The 25,885-nt window shown below is 70.1% G+C and carries 26 protein-coding genes; 14 read left to right on the forward strand and 12 right to left on the reverse strand.

Annotated features, from left to right (window positions below; translation table 11 throughout):
• Position 1: 1 nt before the first annotated feature.
• The 4 genes from ACFVDO_RS14110 (at position 2) to ACFVDO_RS14125 (ending at position 4,308) form a co-directional block, all read left to right on the forward strand.
• Entirely contained in the window at positions 2-1,588 is a 1,587-nt protein-coding gene (locus ACFVDO_RS14110; RefSeq protein ID WP_378856265.1) for an amidohydrolase family protein, read from the forward strand.
• A complete protein-coding gene (locus ACFVDO_RS14115; protein ID WP_378856267.1) occupies positions 1,588-2,319 on the forward strand; it encodes an IclR family transcriptional regulator in 732 nt (243 codons plus the stop codon). Before ACFVDO_RS14110 ends, ACFVDO_RS14115 begins: the two co-directional genes overlap by 1 nt.
• Before the next feature lie 35 nt (positions 2,320-2,354).
• Positions 2,355-2,741 carry a RidA family protein gene (locus ACFVDO_RS14120; RefSeq protein ID WP_378856269.1) on the forward strand — a complete coding sequence of 129 codons (387 nt, stop codon included), beginning with the start codon at positions 2,355-2,357 and terminating at the stop codon, positions 2,739-2,741.
• A 127-nt stretch (positions 2,742-2,868) separates the two neighbouring features.
• Positions 2,869-4,308: a lipase maturation factor family protein gene (locus ACFVDO_RS14125; RefSeq protein WP_378856271.1), complete on the forward strand. Its 1,440-nt coding sequence runs from the start codon at positions 2,869-2,871 to the stop codon at positions 4,306-4,308.
• Between the two features lie 8 nt (positions 4,309-4,316).
• Here ACFVDO_RS14125 and ACFVDO_RS14130 read toward each other — a convergent pair whose 3' ends face one another.
• From ACFVDO_RS14130 to ACFVDO_RS14140, 3 genes are all read right to left on the reverse strand, one after another.
• On the reverse strand, positions 4,317-5,003 hold the full coding sequence (locus ACFVDO_RS14130; protein WP_378856273.1) for a cation transporter: 687 nt from the start codon (positions 5,001-5,003) through the stop codon (positions 4,317-4,319).
• Complete coding sequence (locus tag ACFVDO_RS14135) at positions 5,000-5,359, reverse strand: ArsR/SmtB family transcription factor (RefSeq protein WP_378856275.1); 360 nt, start codon at positions 5,357-5,359, stop codon at positions 5,000-5,002. Before ACFVDO_RS14135 ends, ACFVDO_RS14130 begins: the two co-directional genes overlap by 4 nt.
• 82 nt (positions 5,360-5,441) lie before the next feature.
• Entirely contained in the window at positions 5,442-6,917 is a 1,476-nt protein-coding gene (locus tag ACFVDO_RS14140; protein ID WP_378856277.1) for an MFS transporter, read from the reverse strand.
• Between the two features lie 95 nt (positions 6,918-7,012).
• Here ACFVDO_RS14140 and ACFVDO_RS14145 point away from each other — a divergent pair, with 95 nt between their 5' ends.
• Positions 7,013-7,465: a MarR family winged helix-turn-helix transcriptional regulator gene (locus ACFVDO_RS14145; protein ID WP_378856279.1), complete on the forward strand. Its 453-nt coding sequence runs from the start codon at positions 7,013-7,015 to the stop codon at positions 7,463-7,465.
• 27 nt (positions 7,466-7,492) lie between these two features.
• Here ACFVDO_RS14145 and ACFVDO_RS14150 read toward each other — a convergent pair whose 3' ends face one another.
• On the reverse strand, positions 7,493-8,500 hold the full coding sequence (locus ACFVDO_RS14150; protein WP_378856281.1) for a hypothetical protein: 1,008 nt from the start codon (positions 8,498-8,500) through the stop codon (positions 7,493-7,495).
• Between the two features lie 262 nt (positions 8,501-8,762).
• On the opposite strand from ACFVDO_RS14150, the gene ACFVDO_RS14155 reads away from it, so the two are divergent.
• The 3 genes from ACFVDO_RS14155 to ACFVDO_RS14165 are packed head-to-tail and all read left to right on the forward strand — an operon-like array spanning position 8,763 to position 10,615.
• Positions 8,763-9,506 carry a hypothetical protein gene (locus tag ACFVDO_RS14155; RefSeq protein WP_378856283.1) on the forward strand — a complete coding sequence of 248 codons (744 nt, stop codon included), beginning with the start codon at positions 8,763-8,765 and terminating at the stop codon, positions 9,504-9,506.
• Positions 9,507-9,564: 58 nt separating this feature from the next.
• Complete coding sequence (locus tag ACFVDO_RS14160; RefSeq protein WP_378856285.1) at positions 9,565-10,023, forward strand: hypothetical protein; 459 nt, start codon at positions 9,565-9,567, stop codon at positions 10,021-10,023.
• Between the two features lie 10 nt (positions 10,024-10,033).
• Positions 10,034-10,615: a DUF305 domain-containing protein gene (locus tag ACFVDO_RS14165; protein ID WP_378856287.1), complete on the forward strand. Its 582-nt coding sequence runs from the start codon at positions 10,034-10,036 to the stop codon at positions 10,613-10,615.
• Positions 10,616-10,772: 157 nt separating this feature from the next.
• Here the strand turns inward: ACFVDO_RS14165 and ACFVDO_RS14170 are convergent, their stop codons facing one another.
• The 7 genes from ACFVDO_RS14170 to ACFVDO_RS14200 all read right to left on the reverse strand — a co-directional run bounded on the left by ACFVDO_RS14170 (position 10,773) and on the right by ACFVDO_RS14200 (position 17,760).
• Complete coding sequence (locus tag ACFVDO_RS14170) at positions 10,773-11,477, reverse strand: class I SAM-dependent methyltransferase (RefSeq protein ID WP_378856289.1); 705 nt, start codon at positions 11,475-11,477, stop codon at positions 10,773-10,775.
• A complete protein-coding gene (locus ACFVDO_RS14175) occupies positions 11,477-12,265 on the reverse strand; it encodes an SDR family NAD(P)-dependent oxidoreductase (protein ID WP_378856291.1) in 789 nt (262 codons plus the stop codon). The genes ACFVDO_RS14170 and ACFVDO_RS14175 overlap by 1 nt, the downstream gene beginning before the upstream one ends.
• 858 nt (positions 12,266-13,123) lie before the next feature.
• The gene (locus tag ACFVDO_RS14180; RefSeq protein ID WP_378856293.1) at positions 13,124-13,819 is read right to left on the reverse strand and encodes an SGNH/GDSL hydrolase family protein; all 696 of its coding nucleotides are present in this window, start codon (positions 13,817-13,819) and stop codon (positions 13,124-13,126) included.
• Between the two features lie 85 nt (positions 13,820-13,904).
• A complete protein-coding gene (locus tag ACFVDO_RS14185) occupies positions 13,905-14,849 on the reverse strand; it encodes a Gfo/Idh/MocA family protein (protein WP_378856295.1) in 945 nt (314 codons plus the stop codon).
• 4 nt (positions 14,850-14,853) lie between these two features.
• On the reverse strand, positions 14,854-15,426 hold the full coding sequence (locus tag ACFVDO_RS14190; protein WP_378856297.1) for a gluconokinase: 573 nt from the start codon (positions 15,424-15,426) through the stop codon (positions 14,854-14,856).
• Positions 15,423-16,661 (reverse strand): D-mannonate dehydratase ManD, encoded by a 1,239-nt coding sequence (gene manD, locus ACFVDO_RS14195; protein WP_378856299.1) that lies wholly within the window; start codon positions 16,659-16,661, stop codon positions 15,423-15,425. The genes ACFVDO_RS14190 and manD overlap by 4 nt, the downstream gene beginning before the upstream one ends.
• A gap of 88 nt (positions 16,662-16,749) precedes the next feature.
• Complete coding sequence (locus tag ACFVDO_RS14200) at positions 16,750-17,760, reverse strand: hydroxyacid dehydrogenase (RefSeq protein WP_378856301.1); 1,011 nt, start codon at positions 17,758-17,760, stop codon at positions 16,750-16,752.
• A 142-nt stretch (positions 17,761-17,902) separates the two neighbouring features.
• On the opposite strand from ACFVDO_RS14200, the gene ACFVDO_RS14205 reads away from it, so the two are divergent.
• From ACFVDO_RS14205 to ACFVDO_RS14230, 6 genes are read left to right on the forward strand one after another with little or no spacing between them, the layout of a single operon-like run.
• Complete coding sequence (locus ACFVDO_RS14205) at positions 17,903-19,225, forward strand: hypothetical protein (protein WP_378856302.1); 1,323 nt, start codon at positions 17,903-17,905, stop codon at positions 19,223-19,225.
• Positions 19,222-20,190 (forward strand): carbohydrate ABC transporter permease, encoded by a 969-nt coding sequence (locus tag ACFVDO_RS14210; RefSeq protein ID WP_378856304.1) that lies wholly within the window; start codon positions 19,222-19,224, stop codon positions 20,188-20,190. The genes ACFVDO_RS14205 and ACFVDO_RS14210 overlap by 4 nt, the downstream gene beginning before the upstream one ends.
• Positions 20,187-21,053, forward strand: a complete 867-nt coding sequence (locus ACFVDO_RS14215) for a carbohydrate ABC transporter permease (RefSeq protein ID WP_378856306.1) — start codon at positions 20,187-20,189, stop codon at positions 21,051-21,053. Before ACFVDO_RS14210 ends, ACFVDO_RS14215 begins: the two co-directional genes overlap by 4 nt.
• 7 nt (positions 21,054-21,060) lie before the next feature.
• Positions 21,061-21,813 (forward strand): tyrosine-protein phosphatase, encoded by a 753-nt coding sequence (locus tag ACFVDO_RS14220; RefSeq protein WP_378856308.1) that lies wholly within the window; start codon positions 21,061-21,063, stop codon positions 21,811-21,813.
• Complete coding sequence (locus ACFVDO_RS14225) at positions 21,810-23,096, forward strand: alpha-L-fucosidase (RefSeq protein ID WP_378856310.1); 1,287 nt, start codon at positions 21,810-21,812, stop codon at positions 23,094-23,096. The genes ACFVDO_RS14220 and ACFVDO_RS14225 overlap by 4 nt, the downstream gene beginning before the upstream one ends.
• A 51-nt stretch (positions 23,097-23,147) precedes the next feature.
• Positions 23,148-24,617, forward strand: coding sequence for a polysaccharide lyase 6 family protein (locus tag ACFVDO_RS14230; RefSeq protein ID WP_378856311.1), 1,470 nt, complete (start codon positions 23,148-23,150; stop codon positions 24,615-24,617).
• A gap of 207 nt (positions 24,618-24,824) precedes the next feature.
• Here ACFVDO_RS14230 and ACFVDO_RS14235 read toward each other — a convergent pair whose 3' ends face one another.
• On the reverse strand, positions 24,825-25,883 hold the full coding sequence (locus ACFVDO_RS14235) for a LacI family DNA-binding transcriptional regulator (protein ID WP_378856313.1): 1,059 nt from the start codon (positions 25,881-25,883) through the stop codon (positions 24,825-24,827).
• Positions 25,884-25,885: the final 2 nt, after the last annotated feature.

Genomic DNA, 25,885 nt, shown 5'->3' on the forward strand with positions numbered 1-25,885 from the left:
CATGTCCGGTCGTACAGTTCTCCGTGGCGGATCGGTCGTCACGTCCGACGGCGTGACGCGCGCCGACGTCGCCATCGACGGCGTGATGATCGCCGCGGTCGGCGACGTCGCGCTCCAGTCTGGCGATGTCGTCATCGACGCGACCGGCCGACTGATCCTGCCCGGCTTCATCGACGCGCACGCCCACGCCGACGGCCTGCTGCAGGACCCCGAGGTGACCACCTCGCTGTTGCGCCAGGGGGTCACCACCGTCATCGGCGGGCAGGACGGCATCTCGTACGCGCCCGGCGACGGCGCGTACGCGAGCGGCTACTTCGCCGCGATCAACGGCCCGCACCCGACCTACCGGGGCGGTGGCGTCGCCGCGCTGCTGGCCTCCGTCGACGGCGCATCGCCGCTGAACGCGGGATACCTCGTGCCCGCGGGCACCGTGCGCTTCGAGGTCTGCGGGCGGCGAACCGGCCCGGCATCCGCCGACGAGCGCGCCCGGATGGCCGAGCTGGTGGCGCAGGGGATGTCGGAGGGCGCGCTGGGCCTGTCGACCGGACTCGACTACGTGCCGGGCATCTTCCAGGCCGCCGACGAGATCGCCGCGCTGTGCGTGCCGGTCGCCGCCGCAGGCGGTGTCTACGTCAGCCACATGCGCGGCGGCTACGAGAACAACAGCGCCGCCGGCATCGCCGAGATGGCCGAGATCTCGCGGCTCGCCGCGACGGATGCCGGTGCCCCGCTGCCCGTGCACGTCTCGCACCTGCACGCCGACGCCGACATCGTGCTCGGCCAGCTGGACGCGCTCGCCGCGGCCGGCGTCGACGCCACCTTCGACGCCTACCCCTACATCCGCGGCTGCACGCTGCTCGGCATGCCGCTGCTGCCGCCCGAGGTGTCGGCGCTCACCGTGGACGAGGCCGTCGCCCGCCTCACCGACGCCGCCGGCCGTGAGGCGCTGCGCGCGGCATGCGTGCAGCGCGCGTCGAACAGCCCCAGCCTCGGCCCGGACTGGCCCGACATGATCACGCTCGCGCACATCGCGGCGCCCGACTACGACTGGGCGCACGGGCTGACCCTGCGCGAGGCATCCGCCCGCGCCGGAGCCGACCCGATGGACTTCGCACTCGACCTGCTCGCGGCATGCCGCATGGAGAGCAGCGCCGTCATGGCGGTGCACAACCCCCGCCCGGCGACCGAGCTGGCGCGCATCTTCGCGCACCCCGGCCACCTCGGCGGGTCGGACGGGATCTTCATCGGCAAGCATCCGCACCCGCGCGCGGCCGGCTCGTTCGCCCGGTATCTGCGCGAGTTCGTCCGCGAACTCGGCACCTGGTCATGGCCGGATGCCGTGGCGCACCTGTCCGCCCACCCGGCGCAGCGCTTCGGTCTCGGCAGGCGCGGCACGATCGAGCCCGGCGCGGTCGCCGACGTGATGCTCGTCGACCCGGAGACCGTCGCCGACGGCGCCACCTACGAAGACCCGCGTGAACTCGCGGTCGGCATCGACGACGTGTTCGTCGCCGGCATCCGCGTGCTCGCCGGGGGCGAGCCGACCGGGGCGCTGCCGGGCCGCGGACTGCGCAGAGGGGAAGCCTGATGTCGCAGAGCGTCACCCGGGCAGCCGCCGTGCTGGCCTCCATCGCCGAAGGGCCGACCACGGCGGCCGAGTTGGCTGCGCAGTTCGGCATCCACCGCACCACCATGTTCCGCGAGCTGCAGAGCCTGGAGCAGGTCGGCTTCGTGCGCAAGCAGCCCGACGGTCGCTACGCCGTCGGCATGCAGCTCGCCGTGCTGGGCGGCGCCGCCCTCGAGCAGCTCGACCTGCGCGGCGCGGCCTTCGCGCAGGTGCGGCGCCTGCACCGCATCGTCGGCAACACCGTGCACGTCGGAGCGCTGATCGGCGACGAGATCGTCTACGTCGACAAGGTCGAGGATGCCGCGGGCGTGCGGATGTACTCCAGGGTCGGCGCCGCTGTGCTTCCGTACTGCAGCGGCATCGGCAAGGCCGTGCTGGCGGAGCTTCCGGTGGACCGCCGTGACGCACTGCTCGCGGGCTGCGACTGGCATCGGCACACGGCGAACACCCTGACCAGCCGCGCCGCCCTCGACGCCGACCTCGCCCTGACCGCCCGCCGCGGCTGGGCCTTCGACGACGCGGAGTTCGAGGACTTCGTGGGCTGCGTGGCCGTGCCGATCGTGACATCAGCGGGTGTCGTCGGAGCGCTGTCGCTCACGGCGCTGCGCGCTGCCCAGAACCGTGAGCAGCTGGAGCAGCGCGTGCCCGTGCTGCGCGAGGCCGCCGCAGAGATCTCCCACCAGCTGGGATGAACCGAACCGACCGAACCGAGAAGAAGGAGAACAACATGCCGAACAAGATCGGTTTCTACGCCGAAGGCGCCCCCACCCCCGCAGGCCCCTACAGCCACGGGGTCGTCGCGAACGGATTCCTGTACACCGCAGGCTTCGGCCCGCAGGACGCCGCGAACGACCACGCCATCGCCGACAACGTGGGCGACCAGACCCGCCAGGTGCTGCGCAACATCCAGAAGGTGCTCGCCGTGCACGGCCTGACCATGGACGACGTGGTCAAGTCGACCGTGCACCTGCAGGACCTCGCCGACTTCGCCGAGTTCAACGCCGCCTACGAGGAGTTCTTCAACGCTCCGTATCCGGTGCGCACCACGGTGGGCTCGCAGCTGGCGAACATCCTCGTCGAGATCGACGTGGTCGCTGCGCTGCCCCAGGCCTGACAGCATCCGGTCAGGCCCTCGCTCGCTCCGCGGACCCTGAGCGAGCGAAGCGAGCGTCGTACTGAGCGAGCGAAGCGAGACGAAGTGACGAAGGGCGTGGCCCTCGACGGCGGCGTAGCCTGTCCCCATGGACGGGTTCGCCGCCGTCGACTTCGTTTTCGCGCGCGAGGTGCTGCAGCGCGGCATCGCGGCGCTGTACCTCGTCGCGTTCGCCTCGACCCTGAACCAGTTCCGTCCGCTGCTCGGCGAGCACGGGCTGCTGCCGGCACCCGAACTACTCGCCTGGGTGGCCGCCGGGAAGCATCGGATGCGGCGGCCCACACTGTTCCGCTTCATCCGCTACACCGACCGGCGCCTCGTCGCCCTGTGCTGGACGGGCATCGCGCTCTCCGCCGCGCTCGTCGCCGGCATCCCGCAGCTCGGCCCGCCGTGGGTGCCGATGATCGCCTTCCTGCTGCTCTGGCTCGGATACATGTCGATCGTCACGATCGGGCAGACCTTCTACTCATTCGGGTGGGAGATGCTGCTGCTCGAGGCGGGGTTCCTCGCGGCGTTCCTCGGCTCGCGCGACCAGCCGCCGTCGACCGTGGTGATCGTGCTGTTCTGGTGGTTGGTGTTCCGCCTCGAGTTCGGTGCCGGCATGATCAAGATCCGCGGCGGACGGGAGTGGCGCGACCTCACCGCGCTGACGTTCCACCACGAGACGCAGCCGATGCCGGGCCCGCTCAGCCGGCAGGCGCACCTCCTGCCGCGCTGGTTCCACAAGGGGGAGGTGATCGGCAACCACTTCGCGCAGCTGGTGGTGCCGTTCTTCCTGTTCGCCCCGATCCTGTCGCTGTGGATTCCAGGACCGGCGCCGCTCATCGTCGGGGCGGCCGCCGCTGCGATCGTGATCGCCACGCAGTGCTGGCTGGTGATCACCGGCAACTTCGCCTGGCTGAACTGGGCGACGATCGTGCTGGCTTTCTCGGCGATCCCGGTCGTTGAGCGAGCGGAGCGAGACGAAACGTCCCCGGTCTACTGGCTCGTGATCACATCACTCGTCGGCATCCTCTACGTCATCATCAGCTGGCCGGCGATGCGCAATCTGTTCGCGCGCCGGCAGTTGATGAACGCGAGCTTCAACCCGTGGCAGCTCGCGAACGCGTACGGCGCGTTCGGCACCGTCACGAAGCAGCGCATCGAGATCGTCGTCGAGGGCACGCTCGACGACGATCCGGATGCCGCGGACTGGGTCGAGTACGCGTTCAAGGGCAAGCCCGGCGCGCTTGACCGCGTGCCGCGGCAGTTCGCGCCGTATCACCTGCGCCTGGACTGGCTGATGTGGTTCCTGCCGCTCGGCTACTCGCTGGACGACTGGTTTCTGGTCTTCCTGGTGCGGCTGCTCGAGGCGGATGCTCCGACGCTTCGCCTGCTCGCCCGCGATCCCTTCGGCGGGCAGAACCCCCGCTGGGTGCGCGCGGTCTCGTACCGCTACCGCTTCAGCACGCGCGCCGAGCACCGGCGGAGTGGCGATGTCTGGGTGCGCGACCGGCGCCGGATCGTGGTGCACCCGATCGGCCGGTGACCCGGTGCTCAGCTCGGGCTGCAGCAGCCGTCGTCGCAGTGGTCGGCCTCGCGCTCTCCGGTGAGCACGGCGACGGGCGCTGCGCAGCACGCGTCGCCACGCCAGGCCTCGATGCCCTCACGGATCGCGAAGCCGGCGATGACGAGCGCGGCGAGGGAATCGGCCCATGCCCACCCGAGCAGGCTGTTCAGCAGGAGTCCGACCAGCAGAGCGGCAGAGAGGTAGGTGCAGATCAGGGTCTGTTTGGAGTCCGCCACCGCGGACGCCGAACCGAGTTCGCGGCCGGTGCGGCGCTCGAACCAGGACAGGAACGGCATCACCAGCAGGCTCAGCGCGGCGATGGCGATGCCGACGGGCGAGTGCTCCGCTTCGCGCAGTCCGGCCAGCGACAGGATGGCGTCGACGGAGACGTAGGCCGCGAGTCCGAAGAACGAGACGGCGATCACCCGCAGGGCGGTCTTCTCGCGCCGCTCGGGATCGGGCGCTGCGAACTGCCAGGCGACAGCCGCGGCGGAGAGCACCTCCACGATGGAGTCCAGCCCGAACCCGATCAGTGCCGCCGAGGAGGCCGCTCCTCCTGCCGCGAGGGCGACGATCGCCTCGATGACGTTCCAGGAGATCGTGATCGCGACGACGATCCTGATCCGTCGCCGCAGCACCGCCGTCCGCTCCGGGGTCAGCACTGCGGTCGTCATGACGGCTGCTCCGTGTCGCAGCAGCCGGGAACCGTGCAGGCGGGGTCGATGCAGGGAATGCTCTCGTCCACGGCGAGCGTCACCTCGACCAGCGCGCTGAGCGCGGCGGCGAGGTGCGGGTCGGCGATCTCGTAGCGGGTCTGCCGGCCCTCGGGCTCTGCGACGACGATGCCGCATCCGCGCAGGCAGGCGAGGTGGTTCGACACGTTCGTGCGCGTGAGATCGAGGTCGCGGGCGAGCTTCGCGGGATATCCCGGGCCATCGAGCAGGGACAGCAGGATGCGCGAGCGGGTCGGGTCGGACATGGCCCGCCCGAGGCGGTTCATCACGTCCGTTCGCGAGGCAACGGTCAGCATGCACTGACCATACAGTGCATGCTGACCATTTGCCAGGCTGTTGGCGTGACCCGCTCGGGGCGTTTCGTCTCGCTTCGCTCGCTCAACGGCCGGGGACCGTGACCGGCTCCGCGGCATCCGCCTCGGCCAGCGCCTTCTCCTCGGCGAAGTGTGCGCGCACCGCGCGCACGCCGGGCAGCAGCAGGCTCGCCGCGGCCGCGATCGCGAGGCCGATCAGGGCGACGGACACCGACGCGCCGAGGGCGTCGACCATGGACGTACGGCTCCAGTCGTCGCCGATCCGCGCGAAGAAGATCGTCGTCGACACCGCGATGCCGCCGGCCGCTCCCATCTGCTGGAAGGTGCTGTACGTGCCGGATGCGGCACCGGCATCCTGCACCGGCACGGTCGCGAGCGCGACGTCGACGAGCGGGATGATGATCAGCGAGAGGCCGAGGCCGGCGGTCAGCATGCCGCCGACAGCCGCCCAGCCGGTGAACCCGGCGCCCGACGCGACCAGCACGGCGTAGGTCCACCAGATGCCAGCGCCCATCAGCACGCAGCCCGCGGCGATCAGCGCCTTGCCGAGCTTCGCGGTGAGCGGCACGGCCAGGCCGGTTCCCAATAGGGCGCCGATGCTGAAGGCCAGCAGGTTCAGGCCCGCGGTCAGCGCGTCGAACCCGAGCGCGAGCTGCAGGTAGAGCAGGAACGGCAGTGTGAACGCGTTCATCGCGCCCTGGAACATCGCCTGGGTGACGAGTCCGGCCGAGAAGCCGCGGTTGCGGAACAGCGGCAGGGGCAGCAGCGCCGATCCGTCCCGCGCCATCCGGCGGCGGGAGTGGACGATGAACAGGGCCAGCAGCACCACGCCCGCGCCGACGACGGCCCACAGCCAGACCGGCCAGCCCAGCGAGCGTCCCTCGATCAGGGGGATCATCAGGCACAGCAGCGTCGCGGTGAGCAGCACGACGCCCCAGAGGTCGGTTCGCAGGGGACGCTCCGATCGGGTCTCGGGCACGAAGCGCAGCGCGAGCGCGGCGATCACGATGCCCACCGGCAGGTTGATGAAGAAGATCGAGCGCCAGCCGAGCCCGGCGATGTCGGCGTCGACGAGCCAGCCGCCGAGAAGTGGCCCGATCACGGCGGCCAAACCGGTGACGGCACCGACGAGTCCGTAGATCGGTGCACGCTCGCGCGGGGAGTACAGCGCCTGGATGGTGGCGAGCAGCGGCGGCACCATGAGCGCGGCGAACAGGCCCTGGACGACGCGGAAGGCGACGAGCGCCTCGCCCGACCAGGCCGAGGCGGCCAAGGCCGAGGCGGCGGTGAAGCCGATGATGCCGATCAGGAACATTCGCTTGCGGCCGAAGATGTCGCCCAGGCGCCCGCCCGTGATGAGGGCGACGGCGAAGGCGAGGATGTAGCCCGAGACGATCCATTCGAGGGCGGCCGGGCCGGTCTTCAGCCCGGCGCCGATCGACGGGAGCGCGACCTGCACGATGGTCACGTCGAGCAGGTCCATGAACGAGGCGAACAGGAGGATGCCGATGGCAAGCCCTCGTCGCGTTGTGGTGGCCATGAGGTGTCCTTCCCTAGACTGTTGATGTCTCCTTCATGGAATATTTCCGAATCGGGATAATTCCACAACGGAGAGAATAAGCGTGGGAGGAAGCGATGTCAAGCAGGTCCGAGGTGATCGGCCGTCTGAACGGTGACATGCAGGTGCTGATCGCGGACGTCGTGCTGCGCAACGAGCGGATCGCGCGCACGCTGGGGCTCAACGTCGTCGACCTGCAGGCGTTCGGTGTGCTCGCCCGTGCCGGGCGCCCGCTCACCGCCGGTGAGCTCAGCCAGCGCACCGAGCTGCCGAGCAGCACGACCACCAGGGTGATCGACCGACTCGAGAAGCAGGGGCTGGTGAGCCGGGTCTCCGATCCCGCCGACCGTCGCCGCGTGGTGGTGCAGGTCGACGAGGAGCAGCTCGCGCGGATCAGCTCCCCCGCCGAGGGGTCGCCCTACGCCGAGGTCTCCGCGCACATGGAACGCGTACACGCCGGATTCACACTCGCGGAGCTCGAGGTCGTGGCGCGATACTTCGCCGCGCTCAACGCGCCGACCGCCGGCTGAGGGGGTTGCCGGCCTGTACTCGTTGCGTCACGTCCGGCCAAAGGGGTAAGGGGAGCCGGGGCAATGCACGCGGTCGCGCTCGGCGATGAGGTGCGCCAGATGCCGGCCCATGCGCTCGCTGTGGGGGCTGAGTGCCTGTAGCGGCGAATGGTAGATCGAAGCCGCGCACTGCTCGTCGACGCTGAGTGCGCGGCTGATGCCGGTGATCGCATCGTCGTCGGTATTTGCGGTCATGACGGCGTGAAAGACGAGGTCAAGGGACTGGCTGGCAGAGATCTGCGCTCGTGCCTGTTCGATCTGCTGGTCGAGCATTCGCCGGCGGTTCACGGGACTCGTGTGGGAACGCGCAGCCCGCTTCCGCGAAAGGAGGTCCGCGGTCAGCTCGACCGTCAGCGGGTGGAGCGTACGCAGGCCGAGGCTGACCAGGACGGCGTGCAAGTCGTATGTGCCGGCTTCCAGGTTGTCCCACGCGCCGGGATTGATCGAGACGCCGACTCGGGCGTACTCGCCCGGATCCAGGGGAACGGCCTTGTGCTGACTGCTCGACACCCAACCGAAACTGAAGCGGGTCGCTCCCGGCTCGGTGAAAACACCGACGACATGGAACCCGTCCGCGTCTGATTCCCATCGTGCTGAACCGGTGTTCACGATGTCGACCACGAAGTCGTCGCGCGAGGGCGACGAGGTCATCACCGTCGGCCATCGCAATTCCAGACCTTGCCGTCGCTCGACGCGACTGGGGCGAAGCGGCATCGGATCCGGTTGCACCATCACGACCGATTCCGGGTGGGCCCCGACGTGAGCCACGCGCCACGCGCGGCCCTCCGGCTCGGCTGGTGCGCCGATCACCGCCGCACCAGTCGCGTATCGCCTGAGGACGCGCCACCCACCCCGTGGCGCGTCCTCGGCGGATGAATCATCCAATCTGACGCCCAATTCGGTGATGAGTTCGACCAGAGCGACTCCACGCTCTCTGAGCGCGTCCTCGTCGACGTCTGCCGGCCCCACCTGCGGAGAATCGTCTCTGATGTCCATGCAACGATGCTCACACATGGCGCGCCGGCTGACGAGATCGCCGAGATGAAGGGGATGCTCCAGGGCTGACCCGCGGGAACGGATGCACGACCCGGGAACGGATGCACGGCGCATCCGGGCATCCGTTCGTGCAGGCGTTCCCCGGTCGTGCGGGTGCGCCCGGTCGGAAGCCGCCGAGCTGGAGACTTGCGAATCCGCGAGTCGCCAGCCCGGCTGCCATGCGCATGGGTGGCGGGTAGCGTGGGTCGGCGGGAGGACGTGCATGGCGAAGCAGGTGTCGAGAGCGGAGCAGGAGAAGCGCCGGAAGGCGCGCCAGGCCCGTCGCCAGGTGCGTGAGGCGCGAGAGCGTGACGAGGCCCGCCGGAGGCAGCCCGCCGGTGTAACCGCGCTGATCCTCGTCGCGGCGACGCTGATCGGCGCCGGCATCGGCTGGATCGCGACGCCGGCACTGATGCCCGAGGCCGACCCGGTCATGGCCATCGCGACCGGGGTGCTCACTGCGGGGATCTCCGGCCTTCTCGCTGCCGCCGGGATCGTCGGCATGCTCGGGGTCGAGCCGCAGTGGGTGTTCATCTGCTCATCGCTCGCGGTCGGCGGCGTGATGTACTTCGCCGTTCTCGATGCCGCGGGCGCCGTTCCGGTCACGCGGATCGCCTGGATGGCGTGTGCCGTCGTGCTCACGGCCGGATTCCTGGGGCGGGGAGCGTTCGGGATCAGTGCGGAGAGATCCGCCAGGCGACCGCTGAGCACTCTCGCCCTCAGTACGGCGATCACCGCGGTCGGGATCGTGATCCTGGGCGTCGGGCTCCGCGCATCGGGCCCGATCTTCGTCGGGCTGTGGTCGATCGGCGGACGCACGGTCGATGCCAGCCCGGCCGACGGACTGGCGCCCGTCGCGTTCGCGCTCCTCGGCATGATCACGGCGACGCTCGGCGTGTTCGCCCTCGCGGGCTGCGGTCGGGCGCTGGTCCGGCGGCGCAGGAGCGGGCGCGCGGACACGCCCTGACCGGCGCGGCCGCCCGGCTTCAGGTGCGCGACACGAGGCCGCCGCGTATGATACCCAGGTGGGGTATTCGCTGCGGACGGGACGGCTGATCGCCGTCATCGTGCTGCTCGCAGGCCTGCTCGGCATGCATGTGCTCGGACTGCACGGCACTTCCGAGCACCACGCCATGTCCGACACCGCGGTGACCCACGCGATGACGACGGATGCCGCGATCCCGGCAGATGCTCCGCCGCCGATGTCCGCCCCAGCGCCTACAGTCCTGCAGGCTCCCACCGAGCACGGCTCGGGCGCCGACGGCGCGATGGCGGCGATGTGCGTGCTCGCGCTGCTCGCCGGCATCCTGCTGCTGCGCGCACCGGTGCTGCGCGGGGACTGCCCGCGCCCGGCGTCCTGCTGCGCGCGCTCGCCGCGGTGCCCGTCGCCCCGCAGCCTCCCTCTCTCGACGTTCTCTGCATCAGTCGCAGATGACCCGCGCTCTGGCGCGCCCGCGCGCCGAAGCATCGTCATCGAACACTGAAGGAGAACCCATGAACACCATTCGTCGCGCCCTGATCACGGGCGCAGCAGTCCTGTCGCTGACCACCCTCGCCGCGTGCACACCGGCGCCGTCGGGTCACGAGGGCATGCCGGGGATGTCGCAGTCGCCGGCATCCGACGCCGTGGCGAACGACGCCGACGCGATGTTCGCGAGCATGATGGTCGGCCACCACGAGCAGGCCATCGAGATGAGCGATCTCGTGCTCGGCAAGGAGGGCCTCGACCCGGAGGTGGCCGACCTCGCCACCCGGATCAAGGAGGCGCAGGGCCCCGAGATCGAGCAGCTCAAGGGCTGGCTCGACGACTGGGGCGTGCCGGCCGCCGACGGCTCGATGAGTCACGACGACGGCATGATGAGCGCCGACGACATGGCCGCCCTCGAGGCGGCCTCGGGAGCGGATGCCGGAAAGCTGTTCCTCGAGCAGATGATCGTGCACCATGAGGGCGCCGTCGACATGGCGAAGGACGAGGCCCGGAACGGGAAGAACCCCGATGCCACGGCCCTCGCGCAGAAGATCATCGACGCGCAGACCGACGAGATCGCCGAGATGAAGGGGATGCTCCAGGGCTGACCTGCGGCGTCCTTCGTCATTTCGAGACGCTCGCTCAGCACGGCGTGCGTCGCTGCGCTCCTCGCTCAGGATCCGGACGGGCTCCGGCTCCGGGTCCTGAGCGAGCGAAGCGAGCGCCGTGCTGACCGAGTGAAGCGAGACGAAGTGACGAAGGACGTCAGGGTGCGACCAGCACGAAGAACAGGAACGACATGAACCGCGTGCGCTCCCCGCTGCGGATCAACGGTGGCAGCAGCTCGGGCGGTGTGTCCGGCGAATGGGCGGGCTCGTCGATCACCCTGATCTCGAACCCGGCCGAGACGAACTCCTCGATGATGGTGTGCAGCGGCCGATGCCAGTACGTGAGCACCCCGGGGGTGCCTGCGAAGTCGTACTCCTCCGAGAACTGCTCCACGGCGAAGTAGTCCTCATCGGGGTAATTGTAGGCGCGGGCGAACGGATGATTGACCGATCCGATCAGACGGCCGCCGGGCTTCAGGACCCGCCGCAGCTCCGCCAGTGTGGCGGACCAGTCCGGCAGGTAATGGAGCACGAGCGACGCCACGACGTCGTCGAAGGAGTCGTCGGGGAACGGCAGCGGCTCGGCGAGGTCGGCCAGCTGCAGTGGCACGTCGGCGCCCAGCCTGGCACGGGCCAGGTCGAGCATCGCCGGGCTGCCGTCGATGCCCGTCATCTCCGCCCCGCGCTCGCGCAGCGCGGCCGACAGCGGACCGGAGCCGCACCCCGCGTCGAGGATGCGGCGGCCGCGGACATCTCCGGCGAGCTCGATCATCGCGGGACGCTCGTAATAGGCGTTGACGAGGCTGGCCGAATTCTCGGCGTCGTAGCCGTCCGCGAACTCGTCGTAGTGATCGGCGCGCATCACGGCACGATCGAGTCGATGTAGCCGCCGTCCACGCGGACCGCGGCGCCGGTCGTCGCCGACGCCAGCGGCGACGAGAGGTAGGCGACCATGTTCGCGATCTCCTCGGGTTCGATCAGCCGCTGCAGCAGCGACTGCGGCCGGTGCGTGATCATGAACTCGCGCTGCGCCTGTTCCCACGGCAGGTCCTTGTCGACCAGCTGATAGACGAAATCCTCCACACCTCCGGTGTGCGTCGGCCCTGCCAGCACCGAGTTGACCGTCACGCCCGTGCCGGCAGCGGCCTTCGCGAAGCCGCGCGAGACCGCGAGCAGCGCCGTCTTGGACATGCCGTAGTGGATCATCTCGGCCGGGATCACGATCGCGGAGTCGCTCGCGATGTTCAAGATGCGGCCCCAGCCGCGCTCGGTCATGCCGGGCAGCGCCGCACGGATGAGGCGCACGGCGGCGAGCACATTGACGTCGAAGTAGCGTCGCCATTCGTCGTCGGTGATCGCGAGCGGCTCCTCAGCGCCGAAGATGCCGAGGTTGTTCACGAGGACATCGATCCGGCCGGCGGCGGCGAGCACGGCCGCTGCGCCCTCCTCGGTCGTGACATCGCCGGGCGCCGCGACGAACTCGCGTCCGTCGGCCGCGAGCTCGGCGATGGCGGCATCCACTTTCGCCACGCTTCGGCCGTTCACGGCGACGCGCGCGCCGGCGTCGGCGAGCGCGGCGGCGATCGCCCGCCCGATGCCCTGGGTCGATCCGGTCACGAGAGCGGTCCTGCCGCTGAGGTCGATGCGCATACGCGTTCCCTTCGTCAGTTCTCCGAGCCTAGGACGGTCGGGAGCGCGGTGGCAGGGTTCGGAGCGGATGCACGCTCAGGGAACGGATGCACGATGGGTCCGGGCATCCGGGGCGTACAGGGTGTGCTCGGGGCGGCGCTTCGTCACTTCGTCTCGCTTCGCTCGCTCAGCACGGCGCTCGCTTCGCTCGCTCAGGGGCCGGAGTCTCTCTGGCCCTGAGTGAGAAGCGTCGTGCCGGCGAGTGCAGCGCGATGTGACGAGGGATGCTGGTCACGGATGCACGATCTGGGAACGGATGCACGACGGATTCGGGCATTCGGTCGTGCGGGTGTGCCCGGGCCGTGCGGGTGTGGCCGGGGTGGCCCTTCGTCTCGCTCCGCTCGCTCAGGGTCCGGGGCCTCTGGGGTCCTGAGCGAGGAGCCACGTACTGAGTGGGCGAAGCGAGTCGAGGTGACGAAGGATGCTGGACACGGGCGCACGATCAGGGAGGATGCGCGAAGATTCCGGGCATCCGGTCGTGCGGGTGTGGCCGGGGCGTGCAGGTGTGGCCGGGGCGTGCAGGGTGTGCCCGGGGCGGCCCTTCGTCTCGCTTCGCTCGCTCAGGGGCCGGAGCCTCTGGGCCCGGAGCGACGAGCGCAGTACTGGCGAGCGAAGCGCGAAGTGACGAAGAGGTCGGTGCGGACGCACGGTCAGGGAGCGGATGGCGGGCATCCGGGGCGTGCGGGTGTGGCCGGGGCGGCCCTTCGTCTCGCTCCGCTCGCTCCGGGTCCGGAGCCTCTGGGGCCCTGAGCGAGAGGCGCCGTACTGAGCGAGCGGAGCGAGACGAGGAGACGGAGGGGGTGAACGCCTCGGCGGCGCTCAGGGGTTGAGCGAGGCGGCGGCGACCTGCGCGCGCAGCAGCGTGAGCGCGCGCGAGGGTTCCGGACGGATGCCGAGTGCGGCGGCGACCTCGAGGGCGAGGAGCGCGTGGCCGGCCCCGTTCGGGTGGAACGGGTCGTTCATCAGGCCCCAGGGCACCCCGCCGTGGCCGATCTCGGCGAAGCGGGCGTGCTGGTCCACGAGCAGCACGTCGTCGCGTGCGGCGACATCGCGGATCGCCTGTGCGAACGCGCCGATCCGCGCACGCTCGGGAGCGGCGGCGACGTCGACCGAGGGCGGCGTCAGCAGCACGGGCACGGCGCCGAGTGCGCGCACGCGCGTCACGAACTCGGAGACGGATGCCCCGAAGTCCGCCGGCTCGAGCGTCGCGACCGCGGTCGAGCAGTCGTTGGTGCCGATCATCAGCGTGACGACGTCGGGGTTCCACGACGCGACCCGGCGGTCGAAGTCGGCGAGGATCTGCACGATCTTGTGGCCGCTGATCGCGGAGTTGATCACGATGTCGCGGGTGCGGGCCAGCTCGCCGCGGATCAGCTCGTGCAGGTGCTCCGGGTAGCTGCGTCCGCCCTGCGTGTGCACGAGTCCGTGCGTGATCGAGTCGCCGGTGATCACCCAGTTCAGGGGCTCTTCGGCGGTGAGGGCGGCCTGCAGCCTGGCGGTCTCGGCGGTGGTCATGCGTTCATTCTTCCGTGTCGGTGAGAAACCATCATCCGCGTGAGAAACCATGCGTCACGTGATTTCTCGAGCTGCACATGGTTTCTCAGAGTGTGACCGGCGCTCGGGCCGCGAGTGATGCGTAGGCGGCATCGACGACGGCCACGGCGTCGACCGCCTCGGCGGGCAGGATGCGGGCATCCGCACCGGCCTCGAGCGCCGACAGGAAGTCGGCGAGCTGGAGCAGATACGGGCTCTGGCCGCCGGTCGCGGGCGGCAGATACCCGTCGACCGCGGCATCGGCACTGTCGTGCTGCAGCCGACCCGTCGTGCCTGTGACGTCGATCGCGGTTCGGAACGGCGTGCCCGGCCCGAGCCAGCCGCCGTGGATGCGGCTGACCGCGCCGCCGCGGTGGGTCAGCGTGACGACGGCCGTGACCTCGCGCGGCGCTACTCCCGCCGCCGACGGCGGCGTCTGGACGGCCGACACGGATGCCACGGGGCCCGCCAGCCACAGTGCCTGATCGATGTCGTGGATCATCAGGTCGCGGATGAGGCCCCCGCCGACGTTCTCGTCGAAGAACCAGGCCCCGGCGGGTCCCGCTCCGACGCGGCTGAGCGTCAACGAGGTGACGTCGCCGATCTCACCGGCATCCGCCGCCTGCTTGATGCGCCAGTACTCCGGGAAGTACCGCACGACGTGTGCGGGGAACAGCCTGACTCCGGCATCCGCCGCCGCGCGCACGATCTGCGCGGCATCCTCGGATGTCGCGGCCAGCGGCTTCTCGCAGATCACGTGCCGTCCGCGGGCGATCGCGCGCAGCGCGATGTCGGGATGCGTGCGCGTCGGACTGATGATGTCGACGACGTCGACCGCGTCGAGGAGGGCGTCCAGATCGTCGACGATCTCGATGCCATAGACCTCCGCCAGCACCGGGGCGTCGGTGCGGCGCAGCATCCGGACCTCGGAGCCCAGCGCGAGCAGCGCCTCGATGTGCGGCACGGAGATCCCGCCCGCTCCGATAAGACCGACCCGCAATTTCGTCGTCATGGACTCATCCTGCCGGGCGCACGCGTTCAGGTCGCAATTCCCGTCGCTCCGGGGTCGTAGCTCCGACACTTTCCGCGACCCGAACGAAGGTGCAGAGCGCGTCGACCGCCTGCACCGCGATCTCCCGTGGCGCGGCGTCGACGCGCACGGTGATCCCCGCCTCGTCCGCCTCGAGCGGCTCCAGCGCATCGAGCTGCGACTGCAGCAGCGCGGGCGGCATGAAGTGCCCCGCCCGTTCTCGGGCCCGCGCCGTCAGCAGCTCGACGTCGGCGTCGAGGTGCACGAACACCGCGTCGGGCGCGTGTCGGCGCAGTGCGTCGCGGTACCGCCGAGCCAGCGCGGAGCAGGCCATGACCGTCCCGGGTGCGAGCTCGGCGCCGACGGCCTCCAGCCAGGGGCGTCGGGCGTCATCGTCGAGAGGGATGCCGGCCCGCATCCTCGCGACGTTCGCCGCGCTGTGCAGGTCGTCGGCGTCACGGAAGACCCCGCCGGTCAGGCGCGCCAGCTCCAACCCGACCGAGGTCTTCCCGACCGCCGAGACGCCCATCATGACGATCGGCGGCAGAGCGGCGCTCACCAGTCGTGGACGGTGCCGTCGGCCAGACGGTTGTAGGGCAGGTAGGCCAGCTCGTAGGGGTACCTCCCGGCCTCGTCGAGATCGAGCTCGACGCCGAGTCCCGGCTGGTCGCCGGGATGCAGCAGGCCGTCGCGCCAGGTGAAGGACTGCTGGAACACCTGGTCGGTCTTCGCGCCGTGCCTCATGTACTCCTGGATGCCGAAGTTGTGGATCGCCAGGCCCAGGTGCATGGCGGCGGCCATGCCGACGGGGGAGATGTCGGTGGGTCCGTGCATGCCCGACTTGATCTGGTACATCGCGGCGTAGTCGAGCGTCTTCCTCAGCGCGCTGATGCCGCCCATGTGGGTGACCGCGCCGCGGACGTAGTCGATCAGCTGCTCGCGGATGATGTCCTTGAAGTCCCAGACGGTGTTGAAGATCTCGCCGATCGCCAGCGGGGTGGTGGTGTGCTGCCGCACCAGGCGCAGCGCCTCCTGATTCTCGGCCGGCGTGCAGTCCTCGAGCCAGAACAGGTCGTAGGGCTCGAGGTCCTTGCCCAGACGCGCGGCCTGGATCGGCGTCATGCGGTGGTGCCCGTCGTGCAGCAGCGGGATGTCCGGCCCGAACTCGTTCCGCACCGCCTCGAAGACGCCGGGCAGATGGTTCAGGTAGGCACGGGTGTCCCAGTCCTCCTGCACGGGGTGGGCGCCACGGCGCGCTGGCTCGTGGTCGTAGCGGGCCTCGCCGCCGCCGGTGTCAGCGGACTGCGAGGCGATGCCGTAGATCGCCTTCAGACCGGGCACGCCGGTCTGGATGCGGATGGCCCGGTACCCCTGCTCGAGGTGCGAGCGCACCGAGTCGAACAGCTCGGGCAGCTCCTTGCCGGAGGCGTGCCCGTAGGCGAGCAGCCCGGTGCGGGACGCTCCGCCGAGCAGCTGGTAGACGGGCATCCCCGCCTTCTTGCCCTTGATGTCCCACAGAGCCATGTCGACGGCGGCGATCGCCGCCATCGTCACCGGTCCTCGGCGCCAATAGGCGCTGCGGTACAGGAACTGCCAGGTGTCCTCGATGCGGTCCTCGTCCGCGCCGATCAGCAACGGTGCCACGTGCTCGCGCAGGTACGCGACCACGGCCAGCTCGCGGCCGTTGAGCGTCGCGTCGCCCAGCCCGGTCACGCCGTCGGCGGTGGTGATCCTGAGCGTGACGAAGTTGCGGTCGGGACTGGTGACGATCACCTCGGCCTTGTCGATGGTCATTTCATCTCCGGATGCAGGGCGCGGGGGCGCGACGGGTGGGCACCGTCATGCAATCACAGTCCGGCGACTCTGGCAAGCGGTTGCCAGTTCAGGCCAGGAGATCGATTCGGGTGCGGGGCACCTCGTGCTGCAGGGGAACCCCCTGAGCGAGGCGCTCCAGCTCGTCGGCGACCAGCCATCCCATGGCCGCCCTGTCGCCGCCCATCGACCCCGCGACGTGAGGCGTGAGCTCCACGTTCGGCAGGTCCCACAGGGGCGAGTCGGGCGCCGGCGGCTCCTGGACCGTGACGTCGAGCAGAGCGGTCAGGTCAGGGCGGCGCCGCAGTGCCGTGACGAGGCCGTCCTCGTCGACCAGGCCGCCGCGTGCGGTGTTGATGAGCGTGGCGCCGTGCGGCATCCGCTCGACGAGCTCCCGGCCGACCATCCCCGTCGTCGCGGGGAGCAGGGGGGCGTGCAGGCTCACCACGTCCGACCGCTCGAACAGCTCCTCGAGATCCATCAGCTCCAGGCCGAGGCCCGCCGCCTGCGCGGGATCCGCATAGGGGTCGTGCGCGAGCAGCGTCAGTGCCGTTCCGCGGAGGCGCGCTGCCACGCGCCGGCCGATCTCGCCGAGCGCGAGCAGCCCGACGGTGCGTCCTGACGCGCCGTACGCCGCGTCCCGCGCGTCGAGATCGCGGCGTGCGCGGTAGGCGCGGCGCGAGGCGGGGACGCCGCGGGCCGACAGGATGATCTGCGCCGCTGTCATCTCGGCCACGGGCTCGGCGTTCGCGGCGGCGGCGGAGACGACGACGATGCCCCGATCCCAGGACTCGTCGGTGACGATGTGCTTCACGGACCCCGCGGCGTGCAGCAGTGCGCGCAGCCGGGGAGCTCGGGCCAGCAGCGCGGCATCCAGCACCGGTGCTCCCCAGCCGGTGAGCAGTACGTCCACGTCCTCGAGGGCACGCGGATCCTGTGCGAGCTGCTCCGCGGTGAGCGGGGGGAGGGTGCTGTCCGCGATACGGTCGATTGCCGCAAGAACGTCGGGGGGATACACCTCGCCCCGGCGGTCCTCCTCCATCACCAGGCGCACCCTGATGCGCTCGTTCGCCACGTCCACGTCGTCTCCTCCTGCGGGAGCGCCTCAGCCAGACATCCGATGATTTGTTGACAGTCCCCGCGCCCCTAGGTTAGATTCGCGAACAGCGTCTTGCAAAGTGGCAAGCGTTTGCCAACCCGGAGAGAGTCTCATGCACACAAGGATGAAAGCAGCCGCACTGATCGGCGTCGCCACGCTGGCCCTCGCGGGCTGCTCGAGCGCCGCCCCCGGAGCGGGCGGATCGAACGTCGAGCAGGACGAGAAGGCCACTCTCGAGATCTGGACCCGCACCACCCCCGGCAGCGCCAGCGAGGCCGCCACCAAGAAGCAGGTGGAGGCGTTCGAGAAGGCCACCGGCTACAAGGCCGAGGTCACCGCGATCTTCGACGACTTCGAGACCAAGCTCGCTCAGCGCGCCGGGCAGAAGGACCTGCCCGACGTCGTGCTCAACGACGTCAGCCAGCTCGGAACCATGCAGACCCAGGGCATCCTGCGCGAGATCGACCTCGGCGATGTCCCCAACGCCAAGAACCTCACCCCGCAGGCGCTCGAGGCGGGCAAGGCGATCGACGGCAAGACCTACGGCATCCCGTACTCCGCACAGGCGAACGCCCTCTACATCCGCAGCGACTGGCTGAAGAACCTCGGCCTGCAGGCGCCGACGGACTGGGACGAGATGCTCGCCGTGGCCACCGCGTTCACCAAGAACGACCCCGACGGCAACGGCAAGGCCGACACCTACGGTCTCGCCGTGCCCGGATCGACCAAGCGCGGCTACGCGTCGTGGTACTTCTCCAACTTCCTGTGGTCGGGCGGCGGCGACTTCATCACCGGATCCGGCGACCAGTGGAAGCCGGCCATGACCACCGACGAGTCGGTCTACGCGACGCAGTGGTTCCGCGACCTGCAGTGCAAGGCGGGCGTGATGCAGCCGGGCGCCGTCAGCATGGACACCCCACCGACCAACGAGGCCTTCGAGTCCGGGGTCGCAGGCATGTACGTCACCGGCCCGTACATGATGCCGCGCTTCGACGAGGTGCTCGGCAAGGACAAGTACGAGGTGGTCACCATGCCGACCGGCCCGAAGGACCAGTCGGTCCTCGCCGAGGGCGGCACCGTGTACCTGATGGCGGGCTCCGAGAACGTCAAGGGTCAGTCCGCCTTCGCGGACTGGTACGTCAGCCCCGAGGCGCAGACCGAGGGCATGAAGGGCACGGATGCGTTCGTTATCCAGCTCCCGGTCAACGAGAAGGTCGACATCACCGATGTTCGCGACGACCCGCGCTGGCAGACCTTCGCCGACGCCTACCAGAAGAGCGGCACCTACGCGCCGACCATCCCCAGCTGGACGCCGGTGCGCCAGATGACGGCCGACACCATCAACGCGCTGCTCGCCGACTGCTCGCTCGACCTCGACGACGAGCTCGCCAAGCTCGACGCCAAGCTGGCGGACGAGCTCAAGACGCAGGGAATCCTCAAGCAGTGACACTCAACACCGCCGACGCCGCTCCTGTGGCCGACGCATCCCGTCCGGTGGCGGAGACCCGCGTGTCTCCGCCACCGGCCAGGCGGCGCCGTCATCGTGTACAGGGTTCCTGGTGGATCCCCTGGGCATTCCTGATGCCTGCGCTGCTGCTGTTCCTGGTCTTCCGCTACATCCCGATGATCCAGGCCGTCTCGATGTCGGTCGAGAACGTGCGGCCGTACCTCGGCAACGAGTTCGTCGGGATGCAGAACTACCAGACGATCCTCTCCTCGGCCGACTTCCGCGACGCGGCGATCAACACCGTCGTCCTCGCGATCGGCCAGACCGCGGGATGCCTGCTGCTGGGCTTCGTCCTCGCCCTGCTGCTGGAGGGGCAGACCCGCAAGCTCTCCTTCATCCGCTCTGCCGCGTTCCTGCCGGTCGTGGTGCCGATGGCCGTGGTCGCCGAGCTGTGGCGGATCATGTACTACCCCGCCGCGGACGGCTTCCTGAACTCGATCCTGGTGGTCTTCGGCCTCGGGCCGAGCGAGTTCATCAACAGCCCGGACACCGCGATGGGCTCCATCATGCTGATGGGCATCTGGCGCGGCGCGCCCTACGACATGATGATCATCCTGGCCGGCCTGGCCGGAATCGACCGCGGGCTCTACGAGGCCGCGACGGTCGACGGCGCCAACCGCTGGCAGCGCATCGTGCACGTCACCCTGCCCGGACTGCGCCCGGTGTTCACCATCCTCTTCATCCTCGCCGCCGTGCGCGGCTTCCGGGTGTTCACCGAGGTGTTCCTGATGACCAACGGCGGGCCGAACGGCGCCACCGAGGTGATCATGACCCTGCTCTACAAGCTCGGCCTGGAACAGGGCAAGCTCGGCGTCGGCTCGGCCGGCGCGGTGCTGTTGTTCCTGGCGACCCTGATACTCACCCTGGTCGTGCAGATCCTGACCCGGAGGAAGAAGGACGCATGAGCGTCGGAACAGACACCGCCCTCGGCCTGACCGAGAGCCGCAGCTTCGCCGGCATCGCCGTCAAGGTCTTCCTGTACGCCCTCGTCGTCGTGCTGTTCGCCGGCCCGCTGATCGCCCTGCTCGTGGGCGCGTTCAGTCAGGTCTCCGACCCGACCGAGCTCAGCGTGATCCCCAACCGTCCGACGCTGGACAACTTCGGCGTCGCGTTCGACTACGGCGTGCTCGGCTACCTGGCGAACTCGTTCTTCGTGGTCGGCTTCGGCCTGCTGCTGCAGGTGATCGTGTCGGTGCTGGCCGGCTACGCCCTCGCCCGCAAGCGCTTCCGCTTCTCGGCGCTGGTCATGGTGGCGATCCTCGCGACCATGATGCTGCCCGAGGAGATCCTGGCGCTGCCGCTGTCGATCCTGCTGTCCGACATCCCGCTGCTGCACATCAACCTGATGGGCACGCTGGCCGGAATGATCGTGCCGCTGGGCGCGTGGGCGTTCTCGATCCTGGTGATGACCGAGTTCATGAAGGACGTCCCGCTCGAGCTCGAGGAGGCCGCCCGCATCGACGGCGCGAGCGAGCTGCGCGTGTTCGCGCAGATCATCGTGCCGCTGTGCAAGCCGGCCCTCGGCGTGGTCGGTGTGTTCGGGTTCACCATGATCTGGGATCAGTACCTGCTGCCGCTGCTGGTCTCGCAGAGCAGCGACACGTACACGCTGCCGCTCGCGCTGCGCACGCTGCGCATCGACCCCGCCGTCACGCCCGGCGTGATCATGGCCGCGTCGCTGCTGGCACTGCTGCCGTCCGTCGTCGTGTTCCTGCTGTTCCAGCGCTCGTTCGCGCGCGGCCTGACCTCGGGTGCGCTGAAGGGCTGACGCGGCGATGACGATCGAGAGCATCCCGGGGGTCTTCGGCCTCCGGGACATCGGAGGCATGCCCGCGGCCGGCGGGCGCACCCGCCGCGGGCGGCTGTTCCGCTCCGGCGAGCTGTCCGGCGTGGACGACGACGGCGCCAGGATGCTGCGCAGCGGCGTCCGACGGATCGTCGACCTGCGCTCCGACGACGAGGTCGCCTCCGCGGCGACGGCTGTGCCGGGCGTCGAGATCGTGCGCGTCCCGCTGTTCCTCGGCTCACCCGCGTCGTTCTTCTTCGAGGACCTCACCCTGGGCGAGGTGTACGAGCGGATGCTGGCCGAGTCCGCGGCATCCCTCGTGACGGCCGTGCGGATGATCGCGCGGGGCGAGCCGACGCTGGTGCACTGCACCGCGGGCAAGGACCGGACCGGGCTCACGATCGCGCTGGCCCTGTCGGCGGTCGGCACCGATCGAGGCGCCGTGATCACCGACTACGCCCTGACCGGCGCGCTCATCTCGCACGAGCGCCGCTCGGCCGAGGTCGTGCGGCTGCGCGCGAAGTATCCGGACTCCCGCAATGCGGCGTCCCTCGTCACCGAATCGCCGGCGCCGGTAATGCGCGAGACCCTCACCGGCATCGAGGAGCGGTGGGGCGGAGCGGACGGCTACCTCCGCACCCACGGCCTGACCGCCGACGAGCTCGCCGCGCTGCGGCGCGCGCTCGTCGAACCGGGAGCGCCCGGCATCCCTGCATCCGATCCCGAAGGAGCATCCCTGTGACGACCGCCGATCTGCACTGGTTCACCGAGGCGCGCCTCGGCATGTTCGTGCACTGGGGGCTGTACTCGCTCGCCGCGCGGCACGAGTGGGTGAAGAACCACGAGCGCATGACGGATGCCGAGTACGACCGGTATCGGGAGCACTTCGACCCCGACCGCTACGACCCGCGAGCCTGGGCGCGCACCGCCCGCGAGGCGGGCGCGGGGTACGTCGTGCTCACCGCCAAGCACCACGACGGGTTCTGCCTGTGGGACTCGGAGCTCACCGACTACACCGTGATGAACACGCCCTACGGGCGCGACGTCGTCGCCGAGTTCGTCGAGGCGTGCCGCGCCGAGGGCCTCCGCGTCGGCCTGTACTACTCGCTGATCGACTGGCACCACGAGGGGTTCCCCGTGGACGGCACGCACCCGCAGCGCGACGACGACGAGTTCAAGGCGGCCACAGCCGACCGGGACGTCCGCGACTACCAGCCGTACCTGCACGGTCAGGTGCGCGAACTGCTGACCCGCTACGGGCGGATCGACTATCTGTTCTTCGACTTCTCGTACACGCACCGTCCCGACTACTGGGGCGGCAAGGGTGCCGAGGACTGGGCGGCCGACGAGCTGATGGCGCTGATCCGCGAGCTGCAGCCCGAGGTGATCGTGAACGACCGGCTCGGCATCCCCGGCGACATCGTCACACCCGAGCAGTACCAGCCGCTGGAGCCGATGCGACGCGACGGCGTTCCCGTCCCCTGGGAGGCGTGCCAGACGCTGAACGGCAGCTGGGGCTACGACCGCGACAACCTGGATCGGAAGAGCACGGATGCGCTGATCCGGCTGCTCATCGACGGGGTGTCGAAGGACGGCAACCTGCTGCTGAACGTCGGGCCGGACGGGCGCGGCAGGCTCGACGAGGTGGCCCGCGAGACCTTCGCCGGCTTCGCGGAGTGGATGGACGCGCACGCGCGCTCGATCCAGGGCGCGGGCCCCGCGCCCTGGCAGGCGCCGACCGACACCCGGTACACGCTGCGCGGCGACCGGCTGTACGTGCACCTGTTCGACTGGCCGTTCCGGCACCTGCACCTGCCCGGTCTCGCGGGGAAGGTGCGGTACGCGCAGCTGATGACGGATGCCTCGGAGATCCTGCCGCTGCACATCGACCCGAAGCGCACCGCGCAGAACACGCTGATGGGAGGGCTGCCAGAGGGCACGCTCACCCTGCAACTGCCCGTGCGTCGTCCCGACACGGCGGTGCCGGTGATCGAGCTGTTCCTGGACCAACACCCCGGTTCCTGAGCCAGGCCGCGACCGCGACCTCGACGAAGGGCCTCAACGAGGAGGAAACCCATGAAGAGAAGAACGTTCATCCTGTCCGGACTGGCGGGAGCGGCGACCGCGTTCGTCGGCGTGCAGGCCGCGGGTGCGGCGGTCGGGCCGACGGGCGGAGTCGTCCCGACGCTGGTCGGCACCGGCCCGTACACCACCGTCTCGTCGCTGTCCGCACTGCAGAAGGCGATCGACACGGCGGTCGAGGGTGCGACGATCATCCTCGCCGACGGCACCTACGCGGTGCCGGACGGCGCCCCGATCCGTCTCGACGGGGTCGGCGGCCGGTGGAACAAGCACCTGACGATCACCGCCGCCACGGTCGGCGGCGTGACCTTCACCGGCGCGCAGAGCTTCGTGCTCTCCGGTGCGCACCACGTCACCCTGCGCGGCTTCGTGTTCACGCAGTCGACCACACTCGAGATCCCCGCGGACTGCCAGGCGATCACGCTGAGCCGCAACGAGTTCGTGCTCGCCGACATCGAGGGGCTGTTCCACGCGATGGTGCGCGCCGACGACACCGTCGTCGAGTACAACCACTTCCACAGCAAGTCGACGCTCGGCGTGCTCCTCGCGATCGAGGGCGGCGGCAGCACCGACATGGCGCAGCGGGTGCACATCCACCACAACTACTTCTCCGACCACAGCTTCGCCGGCGACAACGGCGGCGAGCCGATCCGCCTGGGCGTCAGCCCGCGCGCGCTGAGCAGTGCGCACGCCGTCGTCGAGCACAACCTGTTCGAGCGCACGAACGGCGATCCCGAGGCGATCTCGGTGAAGTCGAGCGACAACATCGTGCGGTACAACACCTTCCGCGACAGCGGCGGCGGCATCGTGCTGCGGCACGGCAACCGCACCAGGGTCGAGTCGAACCACATCATCCGCGGTGAGCGCGGCATCCGCATCTACGGCAACGACCACGTGATCGTGAACAACTACATCGGCGACAACGCCGACACCGCGTTCGTGCTCGGTGCGGGCACCGTGCGCGACCACTACGAGGGAGAGCCGTCGTCGTCGCGCACGAAGAACGACGCCGCCGATCGGGTGCGGATCGCGCTGAACACCGTGGTGAACGCGGCGGGCGGCATCTCGTGCGAGACGCATCGCCCGATCACGCCGATGGACTGCGTGATCGTCGACAACATCTTCCAGGGCGACGCGGGCACGCAGAGCGTCGTCTCGAACTCGATCGGGTTCACCTGGGCGGGGAACATGTTCTGGGGTGCGGCATCCGACGGCGACATGCCGGCGACCGGGTTCACGCGGGTCGATCCGCGGCTCGCGAAGGATGCCGCTGACGTGTGGCGGATCGGTGCGGGCAGCCCCGCGGTGAACGCCTCGACGCAGGATCACTCGGCCTGGGTGCGCGATGACATCGACGGGAAGCAGCGCCTTGTGAAGGCGGATGTCGGTGCGCACGAGGTGAGCAGGGCGCGGCCGAGGCGCGAGCCGCTCACCACGGCGGACGTCGGGCCTCTCGCGCCCTGATCTGGCAACCGCTTGCCAGACCTGCGGGCCGCCCCGCATCGGTGCGGTACCGGAGCCCTCACGCGTTGACCCGCTCAGCGCATCAATGCGTGAGGACTGCACGGCACAGGAGGCGATGCGGCGCCGCCGCGGGATCATAACGCGGGCGGCGGGCGGCGGGCGGCGGGCGGCGGGCGGCGAGCAGTCGAGTCCCGGTCGGGCCCGTGGTCAGGCCGGCGCGGCGCCTGTCGAGCCGCGAACGACCAGGGTCGTGTCGAGGTCGATGCCCAGGCGCGGCACGCGATCGCCGGCGACGAGTGCCAGCAGGGCGGTCATCGCGTGGTCGCCGGTCTCGCGCAGCGGCGACTTGATCGTGGTGAGCGAGGGCGACGTGAAGTCCGCGCCGAAGATGTCGTCGAAGCCGATCACGCTCAGGTCGGTGGGGATGCGCACCCCGGCCTCCACCAGCTCCTGCATCAGGCCGATCGCGATCAGGTCGTTGTAGGCGACCACGGCGGTCGCGCCGCTGTCGCGGACCGCGCGTGCGGCGGTGCGGCCGCCGGCGACGGTCGGCGCCACCGGGTCCAGCTCGATCAGCTCGATGTGCGCCCACTCGCAGCGCCGCGCGAGCAGTTCGCCGCGGCGGCGCGCCATCCATGACAGCGCGGGGCCCGGCACGTAGGCGAGGCGGCTGTGCCCCAGGCCGCGCAGATGCCGGACGGCCTCCGCGATCCCCTCCGTGGCATCGGGGACGACCGACAGCACGTCGGACACCTCGCGGTTCACCACCGCGACGTGCTTCTGCCCTGCGAGCGCGCGGATGTGCTCGTCCGACATGCGGGGTGTGGCCAGGAGCAGGCCGTCGAGCATGCGCATCATCCGCTCGGCCCGCTCGTACTCGCGCTCCTCGGACTCCTCCGACTCGGTGAGCACCAGGGTGTACCCGCTGCGCGTCGCCGCGGTCTCGGCGCCGCGGACGATGTCGAAGAACACCGGGTTGGTGATGTCCGAGACCACGAGGCCGATGATCGAGGTGCGCCCGGTCGGCAGCGCGCGCGCCATCGGATTCACCTGGTAGTTCAGCGTTTCGGCAGCGGCGCGGATGCGCTTCTCCGTCGCTGCGCTCACGCGGCCTGGGCGGTTCAGCGCGCGCGAGACGGTCGACGGGTTCACGCCGGCGAGCTTCGCCACGTCGTAGATGGTGACGCTCTCGCCAGGACGCACCTGCGCGCCCTGGTCGGTCTCGTCGCCGGGCATCACGGCGTCGCCGGTTCCGTCCTCAGCCATCG

This window comes from Microbacterium sp. NPDC057741 (genome assembly GCF_042798735.1).
GTDB lineage: Bacteria > Actinomycetota > Actinomycetes > Actinomycetales > Microbacteriaceae > Microbacterium.